This window comes from Streptomyces sp. NPDC007991, assembly GCF_042958445.1.
In the GTDB taxonomy this organism is placed as follows: Bacteria; Actinomycetota; Actinomycetes; order Streptomycetales; family Streptomycetaceae; genus Streptomyces.
Genome location: NZ_JBIBJD010000019.1, coordinates 133,532 through 146,208, shown reverse-complemented (window position 1 = coordinate 146,208; position 12,677 = coordinate 133,532). Strand labels below are relative to the sequence as shown.

Annotated in this window: 12 protein-coding genes; 3 read left to right on the top strand and 9 right to left on the bottom strand. The window is 72.1% G+C overall.

The features are described from left to right. Positions 1 to 91 precede the first annotated feature (91 nt). Positions 92 to 844, bottom strand: a complete 753-nt coding sequence (locus tag ACFZDA_RS38160) for a methyltransferase domain-containing protein (protein WP_391090525.1) — start codon at positions 842 to 844, stop codon at positions 92 to 94. A 186-nt stretch (positions 845 to 1,030) separates the two neighbouring features. After that, positions 1,031 to 1,855, bottom strand: coding sequence for a maleylpyruvate isomerase family mycothiol-dependent enzyme (locus ACFZDA_RS38155; RefSeq protein WP_391090523.1), 825 nt, complete (start codon positions 1,853 to 1,855; stop codon positions 1,031 to 1,033). A gap of 191 nt (positions 1,856 to 2,046) precedes the next feature. On the opposite strand from ACFZDA_RS38155, the gene ACFZDA_RS38150 reads away from it, so the two are divergent. Beyond that, positions 2,047 to 2,844, top strand: a complete 798-nt coding sequence (locus ACFZDA_RS38150) for a nitrilase-related carbon-nitrogen hydrolase (protein WP_391090521.1) — start codon at positions 2,047 to 2,049, stop codon at positions 2,842 to 2,844. Positions 2,845 to 2,894: 50 nt separating this feature from the next. On the opposite strand, the gene ACFZDA_RS38145 is transcribed toward ACFZDA_RS38150, so the two are convergent. Both ACFZDA_RS38145 and ACFZDA_RS38140 read right to left on the bottom strand, forming a co-directional pair. After that, complete coding sequence (locus tag ACFZDA_RS38145) at positions 2,895 to 3,386, bottom strand: LURP-one-related family protein (protein ID WP_391090519.1); 492 nt, start codon at positions 3,384 to 3,386, stop codon at positions 2,895 to 2,897. Then, positions 3,383 to 4,375 carry a helix-turn-helix domain-containing protein gene (locus ACFZDA_RS38140; RefSeq protein ID WP_391090517.1) on the bottom strand — a complete coding sequence of 331 codons (993 nt, stop codon included), beginning with the start codon at positions 4,373 to 4,375 and terminating at the stop codon, positions 3,383 to 3,385. Before ACFZDA_RS38140 ends, ACFZDA_RS38145 begins: the two co-directional genes overlap by 4 nt. Positions 4,376 to 4,427: 52 nt before the next feature. On the opposite strand from ACFZDA_RS38140, the gene ACFZDA_RS38135 reads away from it, so the two are divergent. Together ACFZDA_RS38135 and ACFZDA_RS38130 are read left to right on the top strand one after the other, a co-directional pair. Continuing rightward, the gene (locus tag ACFZDA_RS38135) at positions 4,428 to 4,853 is read left to right on the top strand and encodes a cupin domain-containing protein (RefSeq protein ID WP_086564871.1); all 426 of its coding nucleotides are present in this window, start codon (positions 4,428 to 4,430) and stop codon (positions 4,851 to 4,853) included. A gap of 41 nt (positions 4,854 to 4,894) precedes the next feature. Further along, entirely contained in the window at positions 4,895 to 6,670 is a 1,776-nt protein-coding gene (locus ACFZDA_RS38130) for a thioredoxin-like domain-containing protein (RefSeq protein WP_391090537.1), read from the top strand. Positions 6,671 to 6,673: 3 nt separating this feature from the next. On the opposite strand, the gene ACFZDA_RS38125 is transcribed toward ACFZDA_RS38130, so the two are convergent. The 5 genes from ACFZDA_RS38125 to ACFZDA_RS38105 all read right to left on the bottom strand — a co-directional run bounded on the left by ACFZDA_RS38125 (position 6,674) and on the right by ACFZDA_RS38105 (position 12,628). Then, a complete protein-coding gene (locus ACFZDA_RS38125; protein WP_391090515.1) occupies positions 6,674 to 8,989 on the bottom strand; it encodes a hypothetical protein in 2,316 nt (771 codons plus the stop codon). A gap of 598 nt (positions 8,990 to 9,587) precedes the next feature. Next, positions 9,588 to 10,340, bottom strand: coding sequence for a hypothetical protein (locus ACFZDA_RS38120; protein ID WP_391090513.1), 753 nt, complete (start codon positions 10,338 to 10,340; stop codon positions 9,588 to 9,590). 185 nt (positions 10,341 to 10,525) lie between these two features. Continuing rightward, complete coding sequence (locus tag ACFZDA_RS38115) at positions 10,526 to 10,867, bottom strand: hypothetical protein (RefSeq protein WP_391090511.1); 342 nt, start codon at positions 10,865 to 10,867, stop codon at positions 10,526 to 10,528. Positions 10,868 to 10,994: 127 nt separating this feature from the next. Beyond that, positions 10,995 to 11,243: a DUF6458 family protein gene (locus ACFZDA_RS38110; protein ID WP_010032488.1), complete on the bottom strand. Its 249-nt coding sequence runs from the start codon at positions 11,241 to 11,243 to the stop codon at positions 10,995 to 10,997. An 86-nt stretch (positions 11,244 to 11,329) separates the two neighbouring features. Next, positions 11,330 to 12,628, bottom strand: coding sequence for a M18 family aminopeptidase (locus ACFZDA_RS38105; protein WP_391090509.1), 1,299 nt, complete (start codon positions 12,626 to 12,628; stop codon positions 11,330 to 11,332). Positions 12,629 to 12,677: the final 49 nt, after the last annotated feature.

Below are 12,677 nucleotides of genomic sequence, written 5' to 3'. Positions count from 1 at the left end.
GGCTGCACACCTACAATCACCACCGCGGACACACAGCGCTCGCAGGCAAACCACCCGCCAGCCGCGTCCCCAACCTCACGGGTCAATACACCTAGCCCGGGCCCTCGGCCGCCACGGGCACCAGGGTGAGGTAGGCGAGCCCGAGGACGCCGCGGTAGGTGAGCCAGGCGGCTCGGTGCCGGTCGGCGCGCTCCCGGGTCTCGGCGGCCAGGGGGTGGCCGGGGTGCCGGGCGAGCCACACCTCGGTGTCCGCGAGGTACGCCGACTCGAACTCCTCCCATTCGTCGAGGCTCGCGGTCTGCGTCCACTCCGGCCGGAACCCCGCGTCGACGGCCAGGCCGACGAGGGTGGCGAGGTCGGGGTGGTCGTCGGCCTTGGCGTCCGGCCACATGCGGGCCAGTTCGGCCGGGGTCGGGGGGCGTTGCCAGAACCCCTCACCGAGCAGCACGCGACCGTCCTCGGAGACGAGCCTGCGGAGTTCTCCGAGGGCCTCGGGGAGTGTGCCGCCCAGGGCTTGGCTCGCGCCGACGCACAGGACGAGGTCGGCGGGGCCGTGCGGGGTGCCGGTGGCGGACTCCTCGAGGAAGCGGACCCGGGCCGTGAGGCCTCGTGCCTCGGCTGCCTTCCGGGCGCGGGCCAGGTCGTCGGCGTTGATGTCGATGCCGGTGCCGGTGGCGTCCGGGGTGGCGGCGAGGATGCGGAGCATGAGCTCGCCCCAGCCGCAGCCGATGTCCACGACGGTGGTCGGGGTGTTGGCGGCCAGGCGCGTCACGAGTTGGTCGGCACGTGCTTCGGACAGGGGGCCGTGGAAGGTGAGGCGGCTGTGGCGGGACGGGGTTGTCATGCGCAGGGACGGTACGTGGGGCGGGGCGTGAGCGGCATGGGGTTTTTGCCGTGCTGGGCGTTGGTGCTGGGGGCGGGTGGGTGCGCAGCTCGGCGCGGCGAGGTGCCGCTGCGCCCACCCGTGCCACCTGGGGGTACCGCCCAGGCCCTTGAGGCACTGGGGGAGGCACGACTGCCCGCAGCTGGGTTACTTGGTCACCGTGAAGTTGTGCAGGATCGCCGCCGTCAGTTCCGGGTCGCCCTCCGTCTTCAGGCGATCGGAGACCGACTCGGGTGTCACGCGGCCGCAGGCCAGGCGGACGTACGTCTCCCAGTCGAGGGTGAGGGTGGCGGCGGGGCCGAGGGCGGGGGCCGTTTCGAGGGTGCCGCGGCCCTGGATGTCGACGCGGATCGTGCGCAGGAACTCGACGGGGCCGTGGACGTCGAAGACGACGGCCGAGCTGCGCGGTGCCTGCGCGTCCTCGGCGACCACGCGCGGGAGTTCGCCGAGCAGCACGTCACGGGCGACGTGCGCGCCGGGGGAGTCGAGGTTGCCGGGCCGGCCGAGGGCCGTGCGCAGGTCCTGCTCGTGCACCCACACGTCGAAGGCGTGCCGGCGCATGGACTCCTCCAGGGTCAGCTCCGTGCCGAGCGGGCCGCGCACCTTGGTGCCCGGGTCGCGCGACTCGTTGCGCAGCTGGCGGTTGCGCCGGATGATCACGTACTCCAGCTCGGAGGTCATCTCCGGCGCCGTGTGGTGACGGCGGACGTCGACCTGCATCTCCATGTAGCGCTGGTGGTCGTTCGTCACGTGGAACAGGTCGCGCGGCAGCGTGTGGATGGGGCGCGGGTCGCCCAGCATCTCGCAGTCCAGGCCGATGACATGGGAGACGACGTCCCGCACCGACCACCCGGGGCACGGCGTCCGCCGGTTCCACTCGGCCTCCGCGAGCGGCTGGAGCAGCTCGGATATCGCTTCGATGGAGTGGGTCCAGGCGTCGGCGTAGGGCTGGAGGGTGGGATGCAGACTCACGGAACGGGACCCCTCGGCGGTCGGTGCACGGGCAGGTGGTGGCGGTTGCCAGTGGGAGGTGGCGGCTGTCGGCGGGTGTCTTGGCAGCTAAGTTACGCTGCTGTGAGGCACCCCGGCAGTGCTTTCGTGTGACGATCGTAGGCCCGTGGGGAACCCCATGTGGACGGGTCGAATGCCAGGACGGTGGTAGTGTGCGCGCCTCTGTGATCCAGATCGCCGTAGACGAGGGCGAATCGGTCGAATCGCGCCGTCGGCGGGTGGCCTCGATGGTGCGGGAGCAGGCCGGGGCCGATCTCGTCGTCCTGCCGGAGCTGTGGACCACGGGTGCCTTCGCCTACGAGGAGTTCGGGCAGGAGGCCGAGCCGCTCGAAGGGCCGACGTACGAGGCGATGGCGAAGGCCGCGAGCGACGCGGGCGTGTGGCTGCACGCGGGGTCCGTTCCCGAGCGTGATCCGGACGGGCCCCTCTACAACACCTCCCTCGTCTTCTCCCCCTCCGGCGACCTCGCCGCCGTCTACCGCAAGATCCACCGGTTCGGCTTCGACAAGGGAGAGGCCGTGCTGATGGGCGCGGGTGCCGAACTGGTGACGGTCCGTCTGCCGGCGACCACCCTGGGCCTCGGCACCTGTTACGACCTCCGTTTCCCCGAACTCTTCCGCGGTCTCGTCGACGCCGGTGCCGAGACGCTCGTGGTCCCGGCGGGCTGGCCCGAGCGCCGCCGGTCGCACTGGACGCTGCTGGCTCAGGCGCGGGCGGTGGAGAACCAGTCGTTCGTCGTCGCGTGTGGAACGGCCGGGACGCACGCCGGAGTTCCCCAGGCCGGTCACTCGATCGTGGTCGACCCGTGGGGCGAGGTGCTGGCCGAGGCGGGCGCCGGCGAAGAGGTGCTGACGGTGGAGTTCGACCCGGGCAAGGTCGCGACGACGCGGGAGCAGTTCCCGGCGCTGAAGGACCGGGTGCTGGGACTCCAGCCGCCTCGCCGGCCCTGAGGACGCCTCGCAGGCCCTGAGACGTCTCCGCCGGCCCTGAGGACGCGCCCTCAGCCCTCCCGCTCCTTCTCCGCCAGGTGGATCACACACACCGCCACCGCGATCAGCAGCGCCGGATCCGCGTCCTCACGGACGACGTCCACGCCGTAGGTGTCCCGTACGGTCAGCCACCGCCGGGAGATCACCGCCAGCAGCTCCCCGTCGTACTCGACGGCGAACTCCCGGTCGAGGATCTTGCCGCTGACGTCCAGTTCGTTGCCGTCGGCCAGGGACACCCGGTAGTGGTTGCGCAGCAGGGACAGCCGTTTGCGGCGGATCGTCGCCAGCGGCTCGCCGCCCCGCTGGAGCACCATCGTGTCGCGCAGGGCGAGCATCTTCTGGTGGATGTCCACCAGGACGCGTCCCTGGGTGTCCTTCAGCTCCCAGGTGTCGCGCAGGCGCAGCGCCTTGCCGTCGACGAGGAACACCTTGGAGCCGCGGTCGTCCTCGATCCAGTAGTCGTCGCCGAAGCCGAGGAGCCGGTCGTACACGAGGAATCTCATGACACCAGGGCTTCCCCGGCGCCGCTGCCGAAACGCCGCCGATAGGCCGACGGGCTGAGCCCGGTCACCCGCCGCAGCCGGTTGCGCAGGTTGGCGGCCGTGCCGAGCCCGCTGCGGGCCGCCACCACGTCCAGCCGTTCCTCGCCCCGCTCGATCAGCCGGCAGGCCAGCGCGACCCGCTCCCCGGTCAGCCACGCGAGCGGCGTCGTCCCGAGCTGGGCCCTGAAGCGCCGGTGGAGCGTGGCCGGGCTGACACGCGCGCGTGCGGCCAGGTCCGCCACCGTCAGCGGCTCGCCCAGCCGCTCCTGCGCCCATGCCAGCAGGGGCGCCAGGGACTCGTCCCGCACGTCCGGGACCGGCCGCTCCACGAACTGCCGCTGCCCGCCGTCCCGGTGCGAGGCGAACACCAGTCGGCGGGAGACGTGGTTGGCGATCTCGGCGCCGTGGTCACGCCGTACGACGTGCAGGCCCAGGTCCAGCGCCGAGGCGCTGCCGGAGGCGGTCAGGATGTCGCCGTCGTCCACGAACAGCACGTCCGGCTCCAGCCGCACCCGGGGGAACCTCGCCCTGAAGGACTCCGCCCACATCCAGTGGCAGGCCGCCCGCCGCCCGTCCAGCAGCCCGGCCTCCGCCATCGTGAAGGCACCCGAGCAGAACCCGATGAGCCGGGCGCCACGCGCGTGTGCCCGGCGTACGGTGTCCAGGACGCGCGGCGCGCGGGGCGTGCCGGTGTCGGGCCGGTTCGGCACGATCAGGGTGTCCGCCTCCTCGGCGGCCTCCAGCCCCGCCACCCCGGTGAGCGTGAAGAAGCCGTCCCGCATCCGCGTGTGCGGCGCGGCGGCGCACAGCCGGACGTCGTACAGCTCCCGCCCCAGTTCGGGCCTGCGCAGCCCGAAGACCTCGATGGCGCAGCTCATCTCGAAGGGGTTCGAGTTCTCGTCCACCATCAGGACGACCCGGTGCGGGCGATGCGAGGATCCTTGCGGCATGTGCGATTTCTAGCACTCGTGCGAGACGCCCGGCACCCCCGAAGATCACCTCATGACCCAGGAACCCGTCTCCCTCGCCCACGCGCTGGCCTCCTTCTCCGAGCAGTGGAGCCCGCGCATCGTCACCGCCGTCAACGACTACGACGTCCGCGTCGCGAAGGTCGAGGGCGAGCACGTCTGGCACGTCCACGACCACACCGACGAGTTCTTCCTCGTCCTCGACGGCGAGCTGCACATCGGCCTGCGCGAGCCGGCCGGGGAGCGGACGGTCGTGCTCCCCAGGGGCAGCGTCTTCACCGTCCCGCGCGGCACCGAGCACAAGCCGTACGCCCCCGTGCCGACCGCGATCCTGATGTTCGAACCCACCGGCACCCTCACGGTCGGCGACCGCCACGACGACGTGCCCGAGCACGTGGACGCCACCACCGGCCATGCCCTGGACCGGCTGTCAGTGCCGGATGACACCCTGGACGCATGAACCACTCCGCACCCTGACGGGCCCGCGTCCGCGCCCCCGAGCTGACCGGCAAGGGCGGCTGGCTGAACACGGGCGGGCAGCAGTACACCCTCGCCGACCTGCGAGGACGCATCGTCATCCTGGATTTCTGGACGTTCTGCTGCATCAACTGCCTCCACGTCCTGGACGAGCTGCGCGAGCTGGAGGACAGGCACCGGGACACGGTCGTGGTCATCGGGGTGCACTCGCCGAAGTTCGTGCACGAGGCGGAGCACCGGGCGGTGGTGGACGCCGTCGAGCGGTACGGCGTGGAGCACCCGGTGCTCGACGACCCCGAGCTGGCCACGTGGAAGCAGTACGCCGTGCGTGCCTGGCCGACGCTCGTCGTGATCGACCCCGAGGGGTACGTCGTCGCCCAGCACGCCGGTGAAGGGCATGTGCACGCCATCGAGCGGCTGGTGGCGGAGCTGGAGGCCGAGCACGGGGCCAAGGGGACGCTGCGGCGAGGGGACGGTCCCTACGTGCCGCCGGAGCCGGAGCCGACGGTGCTGCGGTTCCCGGGGAAGGCGCTGCTGCTGCCCTCGGGGAACTTCCTGGTGAGCGACACGACCCGGCATCAGCTGGTGGAGCTCGCCGAGGACGGGGAGAGCGTGGTGCGCAGGATCGGCCAGGGCGGTCGCGGGCTGACCGATGGCGATCCGGACCGGGCGCGTTTCCAGGAACCGCAGGGCCTCGCCCTGCTGCCCGACGGTTCGGTCGTGGTCGCGGACACGGTCAACCACGCTCTCAGGCGCTTCGACCCGGAGACGGGCCGGACCACCACCCTGGCCGGCACGGGATGGCAGTGGATGCAAGGTGAGGCCACCTCGGGACCGGGACGCGAGGTGAAGCTCTCCTCCCCCTGGGACGTCGCCCACTGGCAGGGCAAGGTCTGGATCGCCATGGCCGGTATCCACCAGTTGTGGGCGTACGACCCGGAGGACGGGACGGTCGCGGTCGCGGCCGGGACGACGAACGAGGGGCTGGTGGACGGCCCGGGGGCCGAGGCCTGGTTCGCGCAGCCCTCCGGCCTCGCCGCCACCCCCGACCGCCTCTGGCTCGCCGACTCCGAGACGTCCGCCCTGCGCTGGGTGGACCCGGACGGCTCCGTCCACACCGCCGTCGGCACCGGCCTGTTCGACTTCGGCCACCGGGACGGCGCCGCCGGACAGGCCCTGCTCCAGCACCCCCTGGGCGTCACCGCGCTGCCGGACGGGTCCGTCGCCGTAGCCGACACCTACAACCACGCCCTGCGGCGCTACGACCCCGCGACCGGCGAGGTCACCACCCTGGCCACGGACCTGCGCGAGCCCAGCGACGCGGTGCTGGCCGGCGACGACATCGTGGTCGTGGAGTCGGCCCGGCACCGGCTGACCCGGCTGCGACTGCCCGAAGAGGCGGTGAAGGTGCCCGAGGTCGCCCACCGCACGCAGCGGGAGGCCACCGAAGTCACCCCGGGGCGGCTCCGCTTGGACGTGATCTTCCAGGCCCCGGCGGGCCAGAAGCTCGACACCCGGTACGGCCCCTCCACGCGCCTGCTGGTCTCCTCCACCCCGCCGGACCTGCTGCGCGGCGGCGAGGGCGCGGGGACGGACCTGTCCCGCACCCTCGAACTCGACCCGTCCGTAAGGGACGGCGTGCTGCACGTGTCCGCGATGGCCGCCTCCTGCGACGACGACCCCGACAACGCCTACCCGGCCTGTCACGTCCACCAGCAGGACTGGGGCGTCCCCGTCCGCCTCACCGAGGCGGGGACGGACCGGCTTCCCCTGGTGCTGGCCGGGATGGACGAGGCGTAGGCCTCACACCCCGGCTTCCTCCGGGACCTCCTCGTCCTCCGGCACCGGCTCTTCCCGGGTGGCCTTCCGGCGCAGGTTCTCCACGTCCGTCTGCAGGCCGATGAGCAGCGTGTGCAGTTCGTCCAGGACGCTCACCGGGACGATGGGGGTGTGGCTGCCCACCTCGGGTTCGAGGAGGAGCAGCCGGTCGAGGGAGTCCCGCGCGGCCGTGATGTTCTGCCGCAGGACCTGCCGGTGTTCGGCGGCGCGCTGGCTGGCGGGCCGGTGTACCTCCCGCGGCCGGCCGTCTTGCGGTTGGTCTTCCTGTGGCCGGGCCTCCTGCGGCCGGCCGCCCAGGTCCGGGCCCGCGAGCCCGGCGGCTTCGCGGGTGCCCGCGTCCTTGCCGTCCGTCTCACCTGGGGGCGGGATCAGGACGGCCTTGGGCGGGTGCGCCTTGAGGGCTCGCTCAGGGTTGGAAGCCCAGACGACATCCCACTGGTGCAGCATCACGGGCACACCGTCGCCGTCACGCTCGATCCGGTCGGGACTGTCCAGGTCGACCTTGAAATGGACGTACGGCGTACTGTCCTGCCCTTCGGTCCTCTGTTTGTGGATGAGCTGGCGCATGGTCACGGCGTTCTCCGGCAGGGCGTCGCTGCGGAACCGGTTCGCGGCCAGCGCGAGGGTCCACAGCCCCAGCTCGTTGTGCTGCTGGGACAGGTCCTCGACGACCTGGTTGACGTCGGCGCGGAACGGGACGCCGCCCTTCTCCTTGGCGGCCATGAGCGCCGAACCGACGTTCCGGGTGAGGAGTTTGTCGGCGATCAGCGCCACGCCCCCTGCCACGGCGAGGGTGCAGCGCGCGTCGGTGTCACCGGCCAGGGCGGGCTCCACCAGGCTCGTGAAGTCGTCCGTGGGGCGGGGCTCCCACTCCTGGATGACGTCGGAGGTCAGGACACCGCCGTTGTTCCAGGCGTTGCGCGCCTGGGTGGTGACGTGCTTCTTGTACGAGCGCCAGGGGAGGTCGATCAGCGGACCGAGCAGTTCCGCGAACCCCTTCAGCCCCATGCGCTTTCCGCCCTTGATGGCCTTGGCCTGGTCCTTCAGGGGCTCCAGCAGCTCCGGGCGGGTCAGGGCGTGCACCAGGTAGACGCTGCGCCACAGGGCGGTGCCGGGCGGCGCCGTGACCGTATCGGTGGCGAAGACCCCGGGGAGCTCCTCGACGGGGATCCGGCCGACCGCCAGACCGTAGACCACCTGCAGATCGTCCTTGGGCACCAGGGAGTCGCCCAGCTGGATCACGCGCTTGAGGGCGCGGGTGGCGACCTCGACGTTCTGGGCGGCCGTGTCCCACTGCTTGAACTCGACGTGCACCGAGGCCAGTACGGAGCGGATGGCGTCGTCGAAGATGTCCTCGGCGGCCAGCAGATGCCCGGGGTGCCCCTCCGCCCCGACGGCGATCTGGGCCGGGAGGACGTAGGTCTGGGCGATCTGGGCGGTGCGGGTCCCGGGCTGCTCCTCGGTGATGCCCTGGGCGAACTCCTCCCGGAGCGTCCGGCGCCACCTCTCCCGGTTCGCGGCGAGTCGCTGCCCGAGCGGGCTGCCGCCCTGCGCGGCCGGTGCGGCGGAGGTCTTGCCGAAGAGGGAGTCCACCGCGAGCCCGGCCGTCTCCGCCGCGTCCGCGTCCGGCCCGGCGAGGACGGCCCAGGCGCTGGCGAGCCGGGTGATGCCGTCCCGTACGACCAGGGCGTGGAAGGGCTCGGTGCCGTCCTCGAAGGTGATCTCCACGGGGTGCGTGATGAGGTTGCGGGTGACCTTGCGGGCCAGGACGGAGGGCGCGTAGCTGTTGAGCGACAGCGTGCCGTGGATCGTCTGCCAGACGTGGTTCCGCAGGTGGGCGAGATCCTGGTACCGGTAGCGCACGATGGCGCAGGGGCGGTCGGCGTCCGTGATCCCCTGGACCTGGGGGTCCGGGATCTCCATGACCTCCATCCCGGTGCGGGGCTGGATGCCGGGCAGCATCTCGCTGAGGTGGACGCGGGTGACGACCGAGTGCAGGGTCGCGCCGTCGACGTTCTCCACCATCAGCAGTCCGGACGGCTCCGCGGCGGTGGGCCTCAGCTGTACGGCGACGCCGTCGGGGCTGGTCGTGGCCCGGGCGACGGCCTGCCAGGCGGCTTCCGGCAGCAGCGTCACCGGGTTGGCCCGGCCCGCCTCGACCACCTTCGCGAGGTCGGCGTCCGCGGTCGCGACCGGCAACTCGGGCTCGACATTGGACACCAGTACGGATTCGGAACCCCACTGCACGGTGAAGGAGCGGGGGGCGGCTTGAACGGGCATGGTGAGTCCTCCGGGACACGGGAGCGGAAAGGGCGGCCCGGCGCGGGGCCGGGAGACGGTGAGTGGCAGGGGCGGGGGGCGGAGGCCGGCGCCGGAGGGATCCCCGACGCCTGGTGGTGACCGGCGGCCGGGGAGGCCCGGCGCCTGGTGGTGACCGGCGGCCGGGGAGGCCCGGCGCCGGGTGCGGAGGCCGGTCGGAGGCCGGTCGGCCGGAAGACTCCGGCGCCGGGCGGTCGAAGCCGGCGCCGGTGAGGTCCGGCACCGGGCGGCCGAGCCCGGCGGCCGGAAGGGAACTCCGGCGCGGGCCCGGCGCTTGGCCGGTGGAGTTCGGTCGGTGGTACTCGTGCCGGTGGCGGTTGGCCGGTGATACTCGCGCCGGTGGTATCCGTGCCGATCATGCTCGGCCGGTGGTCTCGGCCGGTGGTCTCGGCCGGTGGTCTCGGCCGGTGGTCTCGGCCGGTGGTCTCGGACGGTGGTCTCGGACGGCGGTGCTCGGCGGATTCGGCGGGTGCCAGACCCGGCGGGACGCCGGATGCAGGGGGCGCGCCAGATCCGGAGGGGCGCCAGATCCCGACGGGCGCCAGACGCTGGCGAGGCGCTAGATCCGCAGGGGCCGCAGAGCGTCCGGGAGCAGCTCGGGAAGCCACTCCCACAGGAACCGGCGGTTGTGGAACCGGGCGTGGTGCTGGTAGGCGCAGTACGCGACGAACTCCGCCGCTTCCAGCAGGCCGCCCGCCGAGGCCAGGGCGTACGGCGGGCCCTGGACCAGGTCCGGGGCGGCCGGGGCCGGGCGGGGGGTGAGCTCGTACCACTGGGTGACGGCCGTGTTGGTGCGGATGAGTGCCAGGGCGGCGGAGCCGTCCCCGCGGTGGCGGGACGACAGCCCGTCGAGGAGGGCCTCGGTCGTCGCCGTGGCGCTCATCGCGGCTCCGCGGGCGGTGCCCGCCGTGGTCCCGGGCAGCCGGGCGACGACCTCCAGTCCGCGCCGCAGGACGTGCCGGTAGCCCCACTGTTCGGCCCGGCTCGGGCCACGCCGGGCCGACGTGAGGCGCGGTCTGCCCTGCCCGGCCGCGAGTTTCCTGGCGCGAAGCGTGTCACCGCGTCTGACGTTCAGCGCGGGGTCCGCGTACAGCTCCTCGTGGAACTCGGCCCAGGCGTTGACCGGGGCCTTGGACTCCAGGGCCTCGTAGGACAGGTGGAGCCACCCTGCGACGGCCATGTCCGGGCCGCCGGACAGGGCGGCGACGTAGACGCTCCGGGGCGGATGGTTCGCGTTCGCGAACAAAGGGGGTATGTGATCGGTCCCGCCGCCGGCGGCGGGGACGACGGGGTGCTTCTCGGAAGCGCTCAAGGCTCAACTCCGTTGCGTGGCAAGGGATGTCAGGGAGCCTCCGCTGCAACGGCGGTGCTCGCGCGTTGCAGGCGCCTCGCTTCGCGCGCCGATAAAACTACTGGCCCGAGGAGGCCTCACCAAGCCGATTCCGGTACCCGGTCGGACCTGGACCCCTATCGGTCGGAAACGATCCGATCAGGGCATCACGAGGTCAAGTGGGCGCGCGCTTCGGTGTAGTTGTCGAAGAGCCGGGGCAGCGGGCTCTGACCGAGCTTGTCGAGGGCGGCGAGGGTGGACGCGACGGTCACGGTCTGGCCGAGGGCGCTGTCCTTCTCGATCACGAACACGAACTCGTTCTCGGACGTCGGCAGTCGCCGGGGCAGCGTGATGAGCCCGAGCTTGTCGAGTTCCTTGGAGATCTCCTCGCAGAGCTCGGCGCTCAGCCGCTGCCGCTCCGGCGCCGCGTACTTCTTGATGAAGCGCATCGAGAGCCGCTTGATGCCGTGATCCACCTCTACGGCGTGCGCGATAACGGTGAAGTCCATAACTCAGCACATTACTGAGTTAGTTGCTGAGATGAGTGGGTGTTCCTTCGAAAGCCTTCCCAACCCTTGCCGACCCTTCCCGGGCTCGACGGCCCAGAAGGCGGGCCGGGGTGCGGGCCCCGTGGCCCTACACCCCGTACCCGTCGCTGTAGCCGTCACGCGTGTGGTGTCGTCCGTCGTCCACGACCGGCGTCGTGGGCGGCACCACCACGCGCCGCCGCCTGGCGATGCTGCTGAACGTCGTGACGCCGATCAGTCCGACGATCATCAGGATGATGCCGACGAGGTCGAGGTTGACCCCCTGCATGTCCCAGTCGGTCGCGAACGTGAGGATGGCTCCCACGGCGATGAGGATGATGCATCCGCCGAGGCCCATGAGTGTCGCCTCCCTGTACGGTCCGGTCGTTCCGGTCCGCACACCGGGTACCCCCGAGGGGAACACCCATGCGGTGACGGCCTGTTCTACCTCTCCAGGAACGCGGTGAGCGCGTTCGCGAGCAGGAACGGGTCGTCGGCGCCGCACAGTTCGCGTGCGCTGTGCATCGACAGGATGGCCACGCCGATGTCGACGGTCCTGATGCCGTGCCGGGCGGCGGTGATCGGGCCGATGGTGGTGCCGCAGGGCATGGAGTTGTTGGAGACGAAGGACTGGAAGGGCACGTCGGCCGCCTCGCAGGCCGCCGTGAACTCCGCGCGGCCCGAACCGTCCGTGGCGTAGCGGTTGTTGACGTTGACCTTGAGGATCGGGCCGCCGTTGACGCGCGGGTGGTGCGTCGGGTCGTGCCGCTCCGCGTAGTTGGGGTGGACGGCGTGACCCGTGTCGGAGGACAGGCAGACCGTACCGGCGAAGGCGCGGGCCCGGTCCTCGTAGGAGCCGCCGCGGGCGAACACCGAGCGTTCCAGCACGTTGCCGAGCAGCGGACCGTCCGCGCCCGTGTCCGACTGTGAGCCGTTCTCCTCGTGGTCGAAGGCGGCCAGGACCGGGATGGACGCCGGCTGGGACGCGCCGGAGGCCACGGCCGCCAGGGCCGCCGTGCCGGCGTGCACCGACAGCAGGTTGTCCATGCGCGGACCGGCCAGCAGTTCGCGGTCACGGCCCAGGTAGGCGGGCGGTTCCACGGAGTGCGTCATCAGGTCCCAGCCGGTGACCTCGCCCGCCGGGATGCCGGCCGTCTCCTCCAGGAAGGCGATCAGGTCGCCGTCCCGGACGTCATGGCCCAGGCCCCAGACCGGCTGCATGTGCCGCTGCTTGTCGAGCTTGAGGCCGTCGGCCGTCACCGAGCGGTCCAGGTGGATGGCGAGCTGCGGCACGCGCAGCAGCGGCCGGTCGACATCGACCAGGCGGGTCGAGCCGTCGCGCAGGGTGAGCCGGCCCGCGAGGCCCAGGTCGCGGTCCAGCCAGGAGTTGAGCAGCGGCCCGCCGTAGATCTCCACGGCCACCTGGCGCCAGCCGTGCGCCCCGCTGTCGGGGAGCGGCTTGACGCGCAGGTTGGGGGAGTCGGTGTGGGCGCCGACGATCCGGAACGGCGTGTGCGCAGCGGCGCCCTCCGGCACGTACCAGGCGACGATCGCGCCACCGCGCAGCACGTACTTGCCGCCGCTCGTCCCGTCCCAGGCGTCCGTCTCGGCGACCTGCCTGAAGCCTGCCTTCTCCAGCCGCTCGGCGGCGGTGGCCACGGCGTGGTACGGCGAGGGGCTCGCCGCCAGGAAGGTCATGAGGTCGTCGGTGTGGCCGCGGTCGAAGCGGGCTGCTTGGGTCATGGCTTCACCTTAACGACGGACGAGGGCCCGTTCCCCTGGGAAGGGAACA

What these genes read in the sequence shown, in the direction of transcription:
- ACFZDA_RS38160 (WP_391090525.1), bottom strand. Translation starts at nt 844, where the DNA reads ATGACAACCCCGTCCCGCCACAGCCGCCTCACCTTCCACGGCCCCCTG.
- ACFZDA_RS38145 (WP_391090519.1), bottom strand. Translation starts at nt 3,386, where the DNA reads ATGAGATTCCTCGTGTACGACCGGCTCCTCGGCTTCGGCGACGACTAC.
- ACFZDA_RS38140 (WP_391090517.1), bottom strand. Translation starts at nt 4,375, where the DNA reads ATGCCGCAAGGATCCTCGCATCGCCCGCACCGGGTCGTCCTGATGGTG.
- ACFZDA_RS38135 (WP_086564871.1), top strand. Translation starts at nt 4,428, where the DNA reads ATGACCCAGGAACCCGTCTCCCTCGCCCACGCGCTGGCCTCCTTCTCC.
- ACFZDA_RS38125 (WP_391090515.1), bottom strand. Translation starts at nt 8,989, where the DNA reads ATGCCCGTTCAAGCCGCCCCCCGCTCCTTCACCGTGCAGTGGGGTTCC.
- ACFZDA_RS38115 (WP_391090511.1), bottom strand. Translation starts at nt 10,867, where the DNA reads ATGGACTTCACCGTTATCGCGCACGCCGTAGAGGTGGATCACGGCATC.
- ACFZDA_RS38110 (WP_010032488.1), bottom strand. Translation starts at nt 11,243, where the DNA reads ATGGGCCTCGGCGGATGCATCATCCTCATCGCCGTGGGAGCCATCCTC.
- ACFZDA_RS38105 (WP_391090509.1), bottom strand. Translation starts at nt 12,628, where the DNA reads ATGACCCAAGCAGCCCGCTTCGACCGCGGCCACACCGACGACCTCATG.